We start from the raw sequence: 15,507 nt of genomic DNA, 5'->3' as shown, positions 1-15,507 counted from the left end.
TGGTGGATCTCGATACGCCCGCTGCGCGGGCTACTCGATCAGCAGGATGCCCGCACCGCATCTACCGCGTGTCAGCGTGGTCAGTGCGCGTAGGCCGACGGGTCGAAGCGGCCGAGCTCCTCGCGGAAGGCGAAGGCGAAGTCGGGCCAGAGCAGGGTGAGGCGGCGGGAGGTGGAGTCGACGTACCAGCTCTGGCAGCCGCCGTTCGTCCAGACGGTGTCGGCGCTGAGCGCGTCGAGGCGGGCGAGCGCGGCGGCCTCGGCCTCGGGAGTCACCTCCAGCAGCTCGACGCCGGCGGTCTCGCGGTGCTCCAGTGCGGCGAGGACGTAGTCGATCTGCGACTCGATCATGTGCACCGCGGAGTTGTGGCCGAGGCTCGCGTTCGGGCCGTTGATCACGAAGAGGTTCGGGAAGCCGTGCACGGCGGTCGACTCGTACGCCGACATCCCGTCGCCCCAGCGGTCGGCCAGCAGCTCGCCGCCGCGGCCGCGGATCCGGCGGGCGAACGGCGGGCGGGTCGCGTGGAACCCGGTCGCGAAGACCAGCGCGTCGACCTCGTGGCCGACACTGTCGTCCCCGATCGCCGCCGAGCCCTCGATCCGGCGCAGCGGGCTCGGAACGACGCGCACGTGCGGCTGCGCGAGCGCGGGGTAGTAGTCGTCCGAGAGCAGCACCCGCTTGCAGCCGATCTCGTAGTCCGGCGTGAGGACCGCGCGCAGCTCCGGGTCGACGACCTGCGCGGCGAGGTGGCCGAGCGCCTCCGCCCGCAGCCGGCCGATCGCGTCGGGCACGCCGACGCGGCCGGCGAAGCCGAGCTCCGCGCGCCAGAACAGCTCGGAGCGCAGCCGCTCGACGGCGCCCGGCACGCGAGCGAGCGTGCGGCGCTCCTCCGGCGGGTAGGCGCGGTTCCGACGCGGCACGACGTACGGCGCCGAGCGCTGGAACAGCACGACCTCGGCCGCGCGCTCCGCGAGGTGCGGCACGATCTGCACGGCGGAGGCGCCGGAGCCGACGATCCCGACGCGCGCCCCGTCCAGGTCGACGTCGTCGCGCCAGCGGGCGGAGTGGAAGACCGGTCCGGCGAAGCCCTCGACTCCGGGCACATCGGGCAGGCGTGGCTCGGACAGCCGCCCGGCGCAGACCACGAGGACGGCGGCGTCGAAGTCCCCCCGCGAGGTGCGGACCCGCCAGCGCTCGGCGTCCTCGTCGAAGGTCATCTCGAGCACGTCGGTGCCGAGCTGCAGCTGCGGCGCGAGCCGCTCGCGCTCGACGACCCGCTCGAGGTAGGCCTGGATCTCGGCACCCGGCGCGTAGAACGCCGACCAGTCCGTCTCGGGCGCGAACGAGTACGAGTAGAGGTGCGAGGGGATGTCGCAGGAGACGTTCGGATAGCGGTTGTCGCGCCAGGTGCCGCCGACGCGCTCGGCCCGCTCGAGCACCGCGAAGGAGACGCCGCCGCGGCGGGCGAGGCGCGCCGCCGCTCCGATGCCCGCGAAGCCCGCGCCGACCACGACGACGTCGACCGAGGTCGCCATCAGACGATCGTCCGGGGGAGTGTCGACCCGGCCGGGTCGCGGTGCGGGTCGGCGACGAAGCGCTCGACGAGTGCGAGCAGCTCGGCCGGCCGCTCGGCCAGCACGCAGTGGCCCGCGTCGATCAGGGCGTAGCGGGCGTCGTCGATCGCCCCGAGCAGCGCCTCCGCCCCCTCGACGCCGACGGCGGCGTCGGCGGTGCAGCCGACGACGAGCGCGGGGACGCGCAGACGGGCCGCGGCCTCGGTCGCGTCGGCGCGGGCGGCCGCGGCGAGGAGCGCGGCGGTCGCGGCGTCGGCGGCCAGCGGAGTCGCGCGCCCGGGTCCGAGGTCGGCGAGTGTGCGGACGCCGATCACGCGCGCCAGGTCCGCGCGGGCGTCGGGGAGGCCGGCCAGCGACTCCCACAGCCGGGCGACCGCGACGAGGCGCTCGGTGGGCCGCAGCCAGCCGGCGGCCAGCACCAGGGCGACCACGCGCGGGTCCGCCTCGGCGGCGGTGATCACGGCCCAGGCGCCGAGGGAGACGCCGACGACCGCCGCCCGCTCGGCGCCGAGCCGGTCGAGCGCGGCGGAGACGGCGCGAGGCGCGTCGCGCAGCGGATCCCGCAGGTCGGCGAGCTCGAGCGCCGCCACCCGGTGCCGGCGAGCGAGCATCGGCAGCAGCAGCGCCCCGTCGGCCCGGGCACCGCGCCCCGGCCCTGTCGCGAGCAGGACGACGTCCGTCGCCGGCTCACCACCGGAGTACAGGCGGACCGTGTCGTCACCCACCGTGAGGGTCGACTCCCGGATCAGCGCGGCCTGCCGCTCGAGGTACGCCGACGACCGCGTCACGAGGCGCGGCCGGCCTCGCGCACCGGCAGCCGCAGCCGTCGTGTCCGGGTGCTGCCGGGCGCCGGCGCTGTCATCGCGCGCTCGGGGGCGACGTGTCCGTAGTCGGTGGTGCGCTGACGCCAGGGCCGGCCGATCTCGCCGGTGAGACGTGCCACGGTCGCGATGTCGAGGGAGCGGTGCGCCTCGGCGCCGGCCTCCGGGCTCATCGCGCCGTCGAGCAGCAGCCCGCCGAGATCGTCCGCGCCGCCGCGCAGCAGCTCCTGCGACAGCTGCAGCCCGAGCTTCGTCCAGGCCGTCTGCACGTGCTCGATCCGCCCGTGCAGCAGCAGTCGCGCCACCGCGTGCACCGCGCGCGTCTCGCGCCGGGTCGGCCCGCCACGGGTCTGCGCGACGACCGCGGGCGGCGCCTCCGCCGGCACGAACGGCATCGCGATGAACTCGGTGAAGCCGCCCGTCTCGTCCTGGATCGCGGCCAGCGCGCGGAGGTGATCGATCTGCTGCTGCGGCGTCTCGACGTGCCCGTAGACCATGGTCGCCGTCGACTTCAGGCCCCCGCGGTGCGCCGTCGTCACCGACTCCCGCCACTCGGCGACGCTCGGGTCCGCACCCTCGCTCAGGATCGCGCGCACCCGGTCGTCGAGGATCCGCGCCGCGGTCCCCGGCACGGAGTCGACGCCCGCCTCGCGCAGCGCGGCCAGCATCTCGGCGGGGGTGCGCCCGGTGCTCGTCGCGGCGTCGAGGATCTCGCCCGGCCGGAACGCGTGCAGGTGCAGGGAGGGGTGCCGTGCGTGCAGGGTGCGCACGATCAGCAGGTGGTCCTCGCCCGGCGTCGGGAGCGGTCCCTGCAGGCACAGCTCGGTGGCGCCGAGCGCGACGGCCTCGTCGGCGAGCTGCTCCAGGGTCTCGACGGTGAGCCCGCCGGCGCCCCAGAGCGCGGTGTCGATGTTGCGGTTGGCCACCACGGTGACGGTGTCGCCCACGGCGGCGCGGCGGACGTCGTCGGCGAGGGCGGCCAGTGCGTCGAGGTCGTCGCCGTCGGCGGCGAGCAGAGCCCGGTAGTCGGCGTCGTCGAGACCGGCCGGGTCGGCGCTCGCGCGCTCGAGCACGGCGGCGAGGGTCGGCGCGGCCGGGCGCGGTGCGGGCGGCGGCTCCTCCTCGTACGCGCGGGGGACGATCGGCGCGGCCTCGTCGGCCAGCCACGACTCCCGGTCGGCGAGCGCGAGCACATAGGGCGCGACCCGCGGGTCGATCCAGGTCTCCGCGTCGCTCAGGTACCGCGGGTGCGCGGTGAGGCGCTCGTGCAGCCGGTAGCCGGAGTCGGCGGTCAGCCGCGCGAGGTCGTCGATGTTCGGCCACGGCCGCTCCGGATTCACGTGGTCCGCGGTCAGCGGGCTGACCCCGCCCCAGTCGTCGATCCCGGCGCGGAGGAGGAGCCCGAGCTCCTGCTCGTCGGTGAGGTTCGGCGGCACCTGGATCGTCATGTCCGCGCCGAGGACGAGGCGCGCGACGGCGACGTTCGCGACGTACTCCTGCAGCTCGAGGTCGACCTCGTTCTGCATCGCGGTCCGCGGCTTGGCGCGGAAGTTCTGCACGATGCACTCCTGCACGTGGCCCCAGAGCGCGTGCGAGTCGCGGATCGCGAACAGCGCGTCGGCCCGCTCCGCCGTGTTCTCGCCGATGCCCAGCAGCACGCCCGTGGTGAACGGGATCCGGCTGCGCCCGGCGTCGTCGAGCACCCGCAGCCGCAGCGCCGGGTCCTTGTCGGGCGAGCCGTAGTGCACGCCGCCCTTCTCGGACCACAGCCGCTCGGCGGTCGTCTCGAGCATCATCCCCATCGAGGGCGCGACCGGGCGCAGGCGCTGCAGCTCGGCCCAGGACATCACTCCGGGGTTGAGGTGCGTCACCATGCCGGTCTCGGTCATCACCAGCACCGCCATCGCGCGCACGTACTCGAGCGTCGAGGCGTAGCCGTGCTCGGCGAGCCACGCGCGGGCGACGGGCCAGCGGTCCTCCGGGCGGTCGCCGAGGGTGAACAGCGCCTCCTTGCAGCCGAGCGCGGCGCCCGCGCGGGCGACCTCGAGGATCTCCTCCGGCTCCATGAAGGTCGACTCGCGCTTGAGGGCGAGGCCGCCCGGCGTCTCGACGAACACGCAGTAGTGGCAGCGGTCGCGGCAGAGCTTGGTCAGCGGCACGAAGACCTTGCGGGAGTAGGTGATCACTCCCGGCCGGCCGCGGCGGGCGAGCCCCTCGTCGCGCAGCCGCCCGGCGGCCAGCAGCACCGCGTCGAGGTCGTCCCCGCGCGCCTCGAGGAGCACCTCGGCGCTCGCGCGCGTGATCGGCTCGCCCTCGGCGAGGCGGGCGAGGAGGGTGGGCACGGTCATGCGGAGGCGGCTCTTCCGGAGGGGTCGGTCGGCGGGCGCCGACGGGTCGGGGCACGGGAGGGTCGGACGGCCGGCGGCACGGCGCCGCCCGGTCGCGACGGAATCAGAGGGCGCGCAGGCGCGGCGCGAGGTCGCGCTCGAACGCGTCGAAGAAGCGCTGCTGGTCGTCGCCCGGCGCGTGGAACACGAGGTGGTTGAAGCCCGCGTCGACGTAGGGCTTGATCTGGGCGACCGTCTCGTCCGGGTCCGAGCCGACGATCCAGCGCTTGGCGACCTGCTCGATCGGCAGCTCGTCGGCGGCGCGCTCCATGTCGACCGGGTCGGTCAGCGAGTGCTTCTGCTCGGGAGCGAGCGAGAGCGGCGCCCAGAAGCGCGTGTTCTCGAGCGCGAGAGCCGGGTCGGGGTCGTAGGAGAGCTTGATCTCGATCATCCGGTCGAGCGCGGCGGAGTCGCGCCCGCCCGCCGCGATGCCCTCCTCGACCGCGGGGAGCAGCTTCTCGGTGTAGAGCTCCATGCCCTTGCCCGAGGTGCAGATGAAGCCGTCGCCCGCGCGGCCGGCGTACTTCGCGACGACGGGCCCGCCCGCGGCGATGTAGACGGGGACGCCGTTCTCGGGCTTGTCGTAGATGGACGCCTCATGGGTGGAGTAGTACTCGCCGTCGAAGGAGACGCGGTCGCCGGCCCAGAGGGCGCGCATGAGGCGCACGGCCTCGCGCAGCCGGGCGAAGCGCTCCTTGAAGTCGGGCCAGCTCTGCTCGCCGGCGCCCTGGTAGCCGGTCGCGACCTCGTTCAGCGCCTCGCCGGTGCCCACGCCGAGCATGATGCGGTCCGGGTAGAGCACGCCGAGCGTGCCGAACGCCTGCGCGATGACGGCGGGGTTGTAGCGGTAGTGCGGCGTCATCACCGAGGTGCCGAGCCGGATGGTCGAGGTGCGCTCGCCGGCCGCGGCGAGCCAGGCGAGCGAGAACGGCGCGTGGCCGCCGGTGTGGCGCCAGGGCTGGAAGTGGTCGGAGACCACCGCGCTCTCGAAGCCGTGCCGCTCGGCGCCGACGGCCAGCTCCACGAGCTCGCGCGCCCCGAACTGCTCCGCCGATGCCTTGTACCCGAGCGTGATCGTCATAGTGCCGCCTTCGTCAGAGGGAGGGGACCGCTCCGGACACCGGGCGGTCCCTCCATTCTGCGCCCGCGCGGGCGGCGATCGGGACGCTCAGGCGGACGCGCCCGAGATGTTGACCATCCAGTGCACGCCGAAGCGGTCGGTCAGCATCCCGAAGCGGTCGCCCCAGGGCGACGTGGTCAGCGGCTCCTGGACCGAGCCGCCGGCGGCGAGCCCGTCCCAGTAGCCGCCGAGCTCGGCGTCGTCGTCGCCGAAGAGCGCGACCGTGATGCGCGCGCCCTCCTCGAACGTCATCGAGCCCGGGGTGTCGGACGCCATCAGAATCAGCCCGCTCGGGGTGGTGAGCTGCGAGTGCATGAGCAGGTCCTGCTCGGCCGGATCCTCGCTCGCGTGGAAGTCCGCGAAGGTGCTCGACACCAGCTCCCCGCCGAAGACCGAGTGGTAGAACTCCATCGCCTCGCGAGCGTTGTCGCGGAAGCCGATGTAGGGGCTGAGACTCGTGGACATGGGGTGCCTTCCGCTCGAGGAGGGCCCCAGTATCGACCCGTCGGCGATCCCGCTGCAACGGCCGCCTTCCTGCTGATCGCCCGGTCCGCGCAGCGGGTGTCCCCCTGCTGATCGAGTAGCCCGCGGAGCGGGCGACCACATGCTGATCGAGTAGCCCGCGCAGCGGGCGTATCGAGATCCACCAGCGTCAGAGGCCGAGTCTGCAGACTCGCCCTGCTGATGCCGCGGGTCTCGACACGCCCCTGCGGGACTACTCGACCAGCATGTCTGCGCGCGTCTCTTCCCAGTAGATCCCCGTGTCCGGCAGGCGGGGACGGCGCGGCTTCTACAGCTCCGCGCGGGTCGGCGGGTTCGCGCCGGAGCGGGAGGTGGTGATGCCGGCGACGCGGGCGGCCCAGTGGCCGATCGCGCGCAGCGAGGGCTCGTCAAGGAGCAGGCCGTTCGGGGCGCCGAGGCCCTGGCGGAAGGCCTCGTCGAGGATCGCGCCCATGGCGGAGTCGCCCGCGCCGATGGTGTCGGCGACGACGATGCGGGCGGCGGGGACGGTGGCCCGGGCGACGGAGGAGGCGAGGAGCAGGCCCTCGCCGCCGCGGGTCACGACGGCGAGCTGCGCGCCCAGCTCGAGCAGGCGGGTCAGCACCTCGTCGAGCTGCATCGTCGGGTAGAGCCACTCCGCGTCCTCGTCGCTGAGCTTGACGATCTCGCAGGCCGCGGCGACCCGCTCGAAGCGGGCCAGCGCGTCGCTGTGCTCACCGACGAGCGCGGGGCGGATGTTCGCGTCCACGCTCGCGGTGACGCCGGCCGGCAGCGCCTCGAGTAGTTCGACGATCGCGGAGCCGCCCGGCTCGAGGTAGACGGCGATCGAGCCGGTGTGCACGTGGGTCGCGCTCGAGGGATCGGCGGCCGGCGGGTTCCAGGAGAGGTCGAAGTCGTACTCGGCCGAGCCGTCCGCCTGCAGGCGGGCCCGGGCGGTCGAGGTGCGCTCGGCGTCGCCGTGCAGCACGGTCACGCCGGAGGCGCCCAGGTGCTCGGCGATGCGCCGGCCGCGCTCGTCGTCGGCGATGTCGGTGACGAGGGTCGCCTCGCGGCCGAGGCGAGCGAGGGTGAGCGCGACGTTCGCGGGCGAGCCGCCCACGTGCTCGGTGCTCTCGCCGTCGCGCTCGACGATGTCGATCAGGGCTTCGCCGATGACCAGGATGCGGGGCGCCGCGCTGTCGCGGACGTCGGTGGAGGACATCCCGCCATCATGCCGGTCCGCGCGGCGCCGCCGCGAGACCTCCCGCGCCTCGTCACATTCCGGCGGGGAGTCCGGCCAGCACCTCGTCCACCGTGGTCAGGGTGATCAGCGGCCCGAACAGCGCCATCGCGTCGAGCGCGCGGGTGTGGTCGGCCACGGAGGCGCCCGCGCAGGCATCCGTCACCACGCGCACGGCGACGCCCGCGTCGGCCGCGGCGAGCGCCGTCGCCAGCACGCAGCAGTCGGTCGAGACCCCGGTCAGCACCATCGAGCGGGAGTCGTCGAGCAGCGCCTCGAGCTCGGGGCCCCACTTGCCGAACGTCGGCGCGGTGATCGTGCGGTGCCCCTCGAAGCCGGGGACCAGCGCGTAGAGCGGATCCTCGTCCGGGACGAGCGCGAACGGCCAGTCCCGGTAGTAGGGGATCCAGGCGCCGCGGGGCTCGGCCGGGGCGACGAAGCGGGTGGTGACCACCCGCTCGCCGAAGTGCGGGAGCAGCCGGGTCGTCCCCTCCGCCGCACGGTCGAACTCCTTCGACGCCCACGGCGAGCCCTCGTCGGCGAAGACGTGCTGCAGGTCGATCGCGACGAGCAGGCTCACGCGTCGGCCTCCTGGCGTCGCACCGCGGACCGCGAGAGGACCAGCGTGCCGGCGAAGCCGATCACGAGGGCGACCAGCACGCCGAGGTTCGCCCCGGCCCACTCGCCGTCGCGCCCGCCGATCGGGCCGAGCAGGTAGCCCTCCCACTCGAAGCCGGGGGAGTAGTTGACGACGAGGCCCCAGCCGATCACGGCGCCGATCACCACGAGCAGCACCGGTGCGAGCGAGACGCTGCCGTAGCGGCCCCGCGAGGTGTAGAGCGCCTCCTGGTCGTAGTCGCGGCGGCGGAGGAGCAGGTCGGCCAGGAACACGCCGAGCCAGCCCGCGATCGGCACGCCGAGGGTGATGAGGAAGCCCTGGAAAGGGCCGAGGAAGTCGCCCGCGACGAAGACGACGTAGATCGCGCCGAGCACCATCAGCACGCCGTCGATGCCGGCTGCCACCGGCCGGGACACCTTGAGGCCGGTGCTGAGCAGCGCGAGGCCCGAGGAGTAGATGTCCATCACCGCACCGCCGATCAGCCCCAGCAGGGCCACGACGATGAAGGGGAGCAGGAACCAGGTCGGCAGGATGCTCGCGAGCGCGCCGATCGGGTCGGCCGCGATCGCGTCGGACAGCTCCGTCGAGGAGGCGGCGAGCAGCAGCCCGACCACCACGAGCACGACGGGCGCGACGGCGCCGCCGATCGTGGTCCAGCCGATGACCCCGGCGGTGCCGGCGGTGCGCGGGAGGTAGCGCGAGTAGTCGGCCGCCGCGTTCACCCAGCCCAGCCCGAAGCCGGTCATCATGAAGACGAGTCCGCCGATCACGGCTCCGGCCGAGCCCGCGGGCAGGCTGCCGACGGCGGCGAGGTCGATGCGGTCGAGCACGAGCACGACGTAGACGACGGTCAGCACGGCGGTCGCGATCGTGATCGCGAGCTGGAGCCGCATGATCAGCCGGAAGCCGGCGATCCCCGCGATGACGATCAGCGCCGCGACGACGATCAGCGCGACGACCTTGGTCAGCACGCCGCCGTCCCAGCCGAACTCCTCGAAGACGGTCGCCGTCGCCAGCACGGCGAGGGAGGCGAGCACCGTCTCCCAGCCCACCGTGAGCAGCCAGGAGATCACCGCGATCAGGCGGTTGCCGTCGACGCCGAAGGAGGCGCGGCTGAGCACCATCGTCGGGGCCGAGCCGCGCTTGCCGGCGACCGCGACGAAGCCGCAGAAGAGGAAGGAGACGACGATCCCGATCACGGCGACCGCGGTCGCCTGCCAGAAGGACAGGCCGAAGCCGAGCAGGAACGAGCCGTAGCTCAGCCCCAGCACCGAGACGTTGGCCGCGAACCACGGCCAGAACAGGTCGCGCGGGCGGCCGTGCCGCTCCGACTCCTGGATGGTGTCGAGACCGTTGAGCTCGATGCCGCCGGCGGGGCGGGTGGTCGGTTCGGGAGAGGTCATGACATCCCTCGTTGTCGCGCGGAAGGCCCGGGCGAACGCCGGATCCTGTCGAATGTAGTGCAGGATCGGCGCCCGATCGCGGCGGGCCGGAAGACCGGTGGACGACTCCGCGAGGTCCGCTCCTGGGGAGGAGACCCGCGGCCCCGCGCGCTCAGCCCTCCGCGCGCTCCATCAGCCCCCGCAGCGTCTCGAGGTCCGCCGCGACCCGGTCGCAGTCCTCGTCCCACTGCTCGAGCGTCATGCCGTCGTACCGGCGGACGGTGAAGGCGACCTCGGCGCCGTCGCCGTTGGCGAGGATCCGGAGCGGGTTGTCGAAGACCCGGCCGCCCTCGGTGATCACCCGGTGATCCGCCACGCCGTAGGGGTTCCGCGGCGCGAAGACGATCTCGACCCGGCCCATCGGCGAATCGGCGAACCAGTGGCCGTCCACCTCCTCGACGGAGGCCTGCGCCAGCCCCGCCGCCCAGAGCGACAGGTTCGAGGGATCGACCACGAAGGAGTACACCTCGTCCGCCGGCGCGTCGATCACGACGCCGACCGGGCGCGACTCGTACAGGACCATCTCAGTCTCCCTCCGCGGCGAAGCTCGCCACCAGCAGCGCCGCGAGCGCGGTCCGCTCGAGCATCCCCTCGATGCTCACCGATTCTCCCCGGGCGTGCGCGCCCTCGCCAGGGGCGCCGAGCCCGTCGAGCACGGGGATCCCGAGCGCGGCGATCAGATTGCCGTCGCTGGCGCCGCCCACCGCCGTCTCGGTCAGCGGCAGGTCCATCGTCTTCGCCACCCGCTCGGCCCGGCGGTAGAGCGCGCCGACGGCGGCCGTCCGCTCGAAGACGGGCCGCTGCCACGACCCGCGGACCTCGATCCGGATCCGCGGGTCCGACGCCTCGAGCGCGTTCATCTCGGCCTCCACCCGCGCCGCCTCGGCCGCGCCGCGGATCCGCACCTCGAGCTCGAGCCGCACCTTCGCGGTCGTCACGTTCACGCGGTTGCCGCCCTTCACCACGCCGATGTTGACGGTCGTCCCCGCCTCCGGCCGGGCGATCCCGAGCACGCGAGGGATCAGCGCGCCGAGCTCGTGGATCGCGCTGGCCCCCTTCTCGGGCTCGACGCCCGCGTGCGCCTCGACTCCGACGACGTCCACCACGAAGTTGCCGATGCCTTTGCGCGCCGTCTTCACCGCGGTGCCGATCGCCCCCTCGAAGACGAGCGCCGCCTCCGCCCCGCGGCTCTGGTGCTCGAGGAAGCTCCGCGAGGTGAGGCTGCCGACCTCCTCGTCGCCGTTCATCACCAGGCGGACGGCCGGGTGCGCCAGGCGGGCGTGCCGCAGCGCGAGCACGAGCCAGACCATCTGCACGAGGCCGACCTTCATGTCGTAGCTGCCCGGGCCGCTGAGGCGGTCGCCGTCGATCGCGAACGGCCAGCCGCGGGTCGTGCCGAGCGGCCAGACGGTGTCGTAGTGCCCCACCAGCGCCACGAACGGGCGGGACCCGCGCGGTCCGCGCCCCGGGGCGCTGCCCGGGAAGGTCCAGCTCGACGCGCTCGGGCAGTCCTGCTCGCGGAGGTGCTCGAGCTCGCCCGCGTGTCCGAGCCGCTCGCCGACCCAGTGCACGAGGAACGCGTGCAACTCGTCGAGCGCCTCGAGGGAGTCGCTCGGGCTCTCCATCATCACGAGGTGGCGGACGTCGTCGAGGATGCGCGCGCGCTGGTCGCGGAGGAAGGTGCGGACGCGGGCGGCGTCGGCGGCATCGGGGAAGGTCACCGCTCCGGAGTACCAGAGTGCGGCGCCCGGCGCGAACCGGCGGCGGGAGTGAACCGGACGCCGCCCCTCTACGTTGAAGTAGGAGAGGTGGAGATGTCCGAGGATCAGGCCGAGATGCTGCGTGCCCTGCACGACGAGCACTCGGCGGCGCTGTGGCGGTTCGTCCTCCGGCTCACGGGCGACCGCCAGCTGGCAGAGGACGTGGTGCAGGAGGCGCTGCTGCGCGCCTGGAAGCACCCGGAGATCCTGGCCCAGGGCGAGGCCGCGGCCCGCTCCTGGCTCTACACCGTCGCGCGCAACATCGTCATCGACGACCGCCGCAGCGCGCGGCACAACCGCGAGTTCGGCACCGACGAGGTGCCGGAGCGCGCGCACGGCGACCGGACCGACCAGGTGCTCGACGCCTGGCTGCTCTCGGAGGCGCTGGGCACCCTCAGCCACGACCACCGCGCGGTGATCGTGCACGCCTACTACGGCGGGCGCACGGTCGGCGAGATCGCCGAGCTGCTGGGCATCGCGCCCGGAACGGTGAAGTCGCGGATGCACTACGGGATGCGGGCGCTGAAGCTCGCCCTCCAGGAGAAAGGCGTGACCGAACCGTGAGCACCGAGCAGCAGAGCGACGACGCCTTCCGTGACGACGCCTTCCGCGACTGGGACGCGGCGTACCTCCTCGGCGCACTCTCGCCCGCCGACCGCCGCGCCTACGAGCAGCACCTGCGGGGCTGCGCCGGCTGCCGCGAGGCGCTGGGCGAGTTCGTCGCGATCCCCGGCCTGCTCGCGCATCTGCCGCAGGAGGACGCGCTCGCGCTGCTCGAGACGGAGCAGCGCGTCGAGGAGTCCGCCCCGCCCGCCCTGCTCGCGCACCTCGCCCGGGCGACCGACGCGCTCCGCCGCCGCACCCGCTTCCGCATCGCCGGCCTCGTGCTCGCCGCCGCCGGGGTCTCCGCGGCCGCCGCGATCGCCCTCCCGCTCGTGATCGGCACCCCGCCCACGGTGGTCGAGAACACGGTGGCTCTCGCCGCGGCGCCCGGCGTCCCGGTCGAGGCGTCGGTCCGCTTCGTCCCGGAGGCGTGGGGCACCCGGATCGACATGGACTGCAGCTGGGAGAGCGCAGGTGCCGGGGCCGCGTCCGACGGCTCCGCGTCCGTCGGCTACGTGATGTACGTGACCGACACGGCCGGCTCCACGGAGCCGATCGGCTCGTGGACGAGCACGCCCGGCTCGACGGTGGAGCCGAGCCTCTCGACCGGTCTGCCGCTGGCCGAGATCGCCTCGGTCGAGGTGCGCCTGCAGGGCTCCGAGCAGGTCGTCCTCACCGGCAGCCCCTGACGCGGACCTCACCCCGGCACGGGCAGCCCCTGACGCGGGGTCCGGCGCCGACCCCGATCTCCCAGGTGCGGAGCCCCGGGACTGAGTAGCTTCTCAGTCATGACGATCGCGACCCTCGCCCTCGCCCCTGCCACCGTGACGGCGGCCTCCTCCACCGACAGCATCGACGAGCTCTCCGGTCTCGTCGGCGTCGCCGCCCGCGTGATCGCGGCGCTGGGCGAGGCCGGTGTCGGTCTGCTGACACTGATCGAGACGGTCTTCCCGCCGATCCCGAGCGAGCTGGTGCTGCCGCTGGCGGGCTTCCTGGCCCAGCAGGGGCGGATGAACCTGGTGCTCGTCGTGATCACCGCGACCCTCGGCGCCTACCTCGGCGGCCTGATCCTCTACTGGCTCGGCTACCGCATCGGCACCGAGCGCTCGATCCGCCTGCTGTCCAAGCTGCCCCTGGTCGACCGCGAGGACTTCGAGAAGGCCGTCGGCTGGTTCCGCCGCCACGGCACCTGGGCCGTCCTCTTCGGCCGGCTCATCCCCGGAGTCCGGAGTCTGATCTCGCTGCCCGCGGGTGCCGAGCGGATGAACCTGCTGCTGTTCTCGGGGCTGACGATCCTCGGCTCCGGCGTCTGGAACGGCCTGCTGATCGGTCTCGGCGCGGCGCTCGGCACCCAGTACGAGCTGGTCGACCAGTACGCGGGCGTGCTCGACGCGATCATCTACGGCGCGATCGGCGTGGTCGTGCTGCTGCTGGTGGTCCGCAGCATCCGCCGGCACCGCGCCGCCCGCCGCACCGGGGCCGGCCGCCGGCACTGACCCGGGCCGCCGGCTTTGACCCGGGCCGCCGGCACCGCAGGGTAGCGGGCGCACGGGCTGAGCGCGACTGCCCCCGTTTCCCGCTCGCCGCGGGGCGGAAGTGCCCTAGCGTTCGAGGGGTCAGCCCCCGACGAGAGGACCCTCATGCCCGAGAACACGGCCGAGAACGCCGCCGCCGCGACTCCCTCTCCCGCCCTCTCCCGCACCGCCGTCGAGCGCAGCTGGATCATCGGCGTCTCGCTGATCGCCATCGCCCTCGGCGTGATCGCGGTGCTGATCCCCGGCCCGACCCTGCTCACCGTCGCGATCGTCTTCGGCATCCACCTGATCGCCGCCGGCGTCTTCCGGCTCCTGCTGGCCTTCACCGCCACGCGCCTGCAGAACCGGGTGCGCTGGCTCGCGGGCCTGCTCGGCGCGCTGATCCTGGTCGCCGGCATCCTCTGCCTGTCCAACCCGTTCGAGTCGCTGAGCATCCTCGGCCTCGTGATCGGCCTCGGCTGGATTCTCGACGGCGTCTCGAGCATCACCAGCGGCCGCACCGTGGCCGGCCCGGTGTGGCTGCCGATCGCCGCGGGCATCGCCTCGGTGATCGCGGGCCTGCTCACGGTCATCATGCCGGTGCTCGCGCTGTCCGCCTTCGTCACCGTCGCGGCGATCCTGCTGATCGTCGTCGGCGTCTCCGGGCTGCTTCTGCTGCCGGGCCGCACGAGGACCGCGCCGGAGACCGCCGAGGCGCGCTAGGCGCTCCAGAGCCCGAGCGCCTGCACCGGGATCGCGTAGGCGAACCAGGACAGCGGCGCGAGGATCCAGTTCGCGAGGATCCGCCGCCGGCCGTCCGCGTGCGCGAGCACCACGGCGACCTCCGAGCGAGCGATCCGCGGGGAGTAGAGCAGGGGCGCGTTCGCGACGATCGACAGCAGCGCGCCGATGATGACCGGCCCGCCGGCGAGGACGAGGAGACCCGGCTCGAACTGCAGCGCGAACGCCGTGGCGACGACCAGCCAGATCGCGAGCAGGGTCGCAGCGGTGGCCCGGGTCGCCCGCTGGGCGAGGCTGCGGCCGGAGGCGATCACCGCGTCGAGCGGCTCCGACCGGTCCGCCCGCACGGCGCGCACGGCGTGGAGGCGGAGCACGACGGCGACGATCAGCGCGAGCACGGCGTAGGGCAGTCCCACCCGCGTCAGCGCCATCGGCAGCCACGGAGTGCTCAGGGCGAGGACGCTCCCGAAGAGGCCGCCGAGCACCAGCATCCCGACCGGGACGACGACCACCAGGCTGAGCGGGAAGCGCGGGGGCCCGTCGGGTACCGGAGCGGTCGCGGCTCCGGACCTGTCGCCGTCCGCACTGTCCGGGATTCTCGACTCGCCGTCCTCGAGGTTCCCGTCGTCCCTGATCCCCGTGCTCCCGGCCCCCATGCCGTCGACCCTAGCCCGGCCCTCGATCCGCGGCGGGTCCGTGGCAGCATGGCGCCGTGACCGCCGCCGACCCCGCCGCCGAGCCCGGCTCCGCCTCCGAGCCCGACCTCGTCCCCGAGCTCCTCGTCGAGGACCTCGAGCGCAGCCTCGCGTTCTGGTGCGGCCTCTGCGGCTTCGCGGTCTGCTACGCGCGGCCGGAGGAGGGCTTCGCGTACCTCGTCCGCGGCAGCGCGCACGTCATGCTCGACCGGATCGGCAGCACCCGCGACTGGATCACCGCGCCGCTGGAGCGCCCGCTCGGCCGCGGCGCGAACCTCCAGATCCGTGTCGACGACGCCGACGCGGTCGCGACGGCCCTCGATGCCGCGGGAGTGCCGCTGTTCGCCCCCGCCGAGACCCGCTGGTACCGCGCGGGGGAGGAGGAGGCGGGCGTCCGCCAGGTCCTCGTCACCGATCCCGACGGCTACCTCCTGCGCTTCCAGTCCTCGCTCGGGCGGCGCCGCGCGACGTGAGCCGAACGGCGCGCGCCATCATGCCAGCGGAGGACGCA

16 protein-coding genes are annotated in these 15,507 nt (G+C 74.0%); 5 read left to right on the top strand and 11 right to left on the bottom strand.

All coding sequences use genetic code 11. The features are described from left to right. Nucleotides 1-80: 80 nt before the first annotated feature. The 10 genes from MT353_RS02720 to MT353_RS02670 form a co-directional block, all read right to left on the bottom strand. Entirely contained in the window at nt 81-1,535 is a 1,455-nt protein-coding gene (locus MT353_RS02720; protein ID WP_243623559.1) for an NAD(P)/FAD-dependent oxidoreductase, read from the bottom strand. After that, nucleotides 1,535-2,362: an alpha/beta fold hydrolase gene (locus tag MT353_RS02715; protein ID WP_243623558.1), complete on the bottom strand. Its 828-nt coding sequence runs from the start codon at nt 2,360-2,362 to the stop codon at nt 1,535-1,537. The genes MT353_RS02720 and MT353_RS02715 overlap by 1 nt, the downstream gene beginning before the upstream one ends. Beyond that, nucleotides 2,359-4,743, bottom strand: a complete 2,385-nt coding sequence (gene cofG / locus MT353_RS21400) for a 7,8-didemethyl-8-hydroxy-5-deazariboflavin synthase CofG (RefSeq protein WP_279400464.1) — start codon at nt 4,741-4,743, stop codon at nt 2,359-2,361. The genes MT353_RS02715 and cofG overlap by 4 nt, the downstream gene beginning before the upstream one ends. A 103-nt stretch (nt 4,744-4,846) precedes the next feature. Further along, nucleotides 4,847-5,863 carry a glucose-6-phosphate dehydrogenase (coenzyme-F420) gene (gene fgd, locus MT353_RS02700; RefSeq protein ID WP_243623557.1) on the bottom strand — a complete coding sequence of 339 codons (1,017 nt, stop codon included), beginning with the start codon at nt 5,861-5,863 and terminating at the stop codon, nt 4,847-4,849. 87 nt (nt 5,864-5,950) lie between these two features. After that, nucleotides 5,951-6,367, bottom strand: a complete 417-nt coding sequence (locus MT353_RS02695) for a VOC family protein (protein WP_243598777.1) — start codon at nt 6,365-6,367, stop codon at nt 5,951-5,953. 325 nt (nt 6,368-6,692) lie between these two features. After that, a complete protein-coding gene (locus MT353_RS02690) occupies nt 6,693-7,604 on the bottom strand; it encodes a carbohydrate kinase (RefSeq protein WP_243623556.1) in 912 nt (303 codons plus the stop codon). 52 nt (nt 7,605-7,656) lie between these two features. After that, on the bottom strand, nt 7,657-8,202 hold the full coding sequence (locus MT353_RS02685; RefSeq protein ID WP_243598779.1) for a cysteine hydrolase family protein: 546 nt from the start codon (nt 8,200-8,202) through the stop codon (nt 7,657-7,659). After that, complete coding sequence (locus MT353_RS02680; RefSeq protein ID WP_173250483.1) at nt 8,199-9,644, bottom strand: cytosine permease; 1,446 nt, start codon at nt 9,642-9,644, stop codon at nt 8,199-8,201. Before MT353_RS02680 ends, MT353_RS02685 begins: the two co-directional genes overlap by 4 nt. 151 nt (nt 9,645-9,795) lie before the next feature. Next, nucleotides 9,796-10,206 (bottom strand): SRPBCC family protein, encoded by a 411-nt coding sequence (locus tag MT353_RS02675; protein ID WP_243623555.1) that lies wholly within the window; start codon nt 10,204-10,206, stop codon nt 9,796-9,798. 1 nt (nt 10,207) lies between these two features. Beyond that, on the bottom strand, nt 10,208-11,404 hold the full coding sequence (locus MT353_RS02670; protein WP_243598781.1) for a M20/M25/M40 family metallo-hydrolase: 1,197 nt from the start codon (nt 11,402-11,404) through the stop codon (nt 10,208-10,210). Nucleotides 11,405-11,497: 93 nt separating this feature from the next. Between MT353_RS02670 and MT353_RS02665 the strand changes: the two genes are divergently transcribed. The 4 genes from MT353_RS02665 (at nt 11,498) to MT353_RS02650 (ending at nt 14,283) form a co-directional block, all read left to right on the top strand. Then, on the top strand, nt 11,498-12,007 hold the full coding sequence (locus MT353_RS02665; protein ID WP_132435921.1) for a sigma-70 family RNA polymerase sigma factor: 510 nt from the start codon (nt 11,498-11,500) through the stop codon (nt 12,005-12,007). Then, entirely contained in the window at nt 12,004-12,735 is a 732-nt protein-coding gene (locus tag MT353_RS02660; RefSeq protein WP_243623554.1) for an anti-sigma factor, read from the top strand. Before MT353_RS02665 ends, MT353_RS02660 begins: the two co-directional genes overlap by 4 nt. A 99-nt stretch (nt 12,736-12,834) precedes the next feature. Next, complete coding sequence (locus MT353_RS02655; RefSeq protein WP_243623553.1) at nt 12,835-13,542, top strand: DedA family protein; 708 nt, start codon at nt 12,835-12,837, stop codon at nt 13,540-13,542. 144 nt (nt 13,543-13,686) lie between these two features. Next, nucleotides 13,687-14,283, top strand: coding sequence for an HdeD family acid-resistance protein (locus tag MT353_RS02650; protein WP_123735153.1), 597 nt, complete (start codon nt 13,687-13,689; stop codon nt 14,281-14,283). Here MT353_RS02650 and MT353_RS02645 read toward each other — a convergent pair. Continuing rightward, nucleotides 14,280-14,957, bottom strand: a complete 678-nt coding sequence (locus tag MT353_RS02645) for a hypothetical protein (RefSeq protein WP_243623552.1) — start codon at nt 14,955-14,957, stop codon at nt 14,280-14,282. The genes MT353_RS02650 and MT353_RS02645 overlap by 4 nt on opposite strands. 56 nt (nt 14,958-15,013) lie before the next feature. On the opposite strand from MT353_RS02645, the gene MT353_RS02640 reads away from it, so the two are divergent. Further along, nucleotides 15,014-15,469 (top strand): VOC family protein, encoded by a 456-nt coding sequence (locus MT353_RS02640; RefSeq protein ID WP_243623551.1) that lies wholly within the window; start codon nt 15,014-15,016, stop codon nt 15,467-15,469. Nucleotides 15,470-15,507: the final 38 nt, after the last annotated feature.

It is taken from the genome of Rathayibacter sp. VKM Ac-2927, from assembly GCF_022815525.1.
GTDB lineage: Bacteria > Actinomycetota > Actinomycetes > Actinomycetales > Microbacteriaceae > Rathayibacter > Rathayibacter festucae.
Note: the sequence above shows the minus strand (reverse complement) of the source record. Positions and strands in the feature narration are given on the sequence as shown.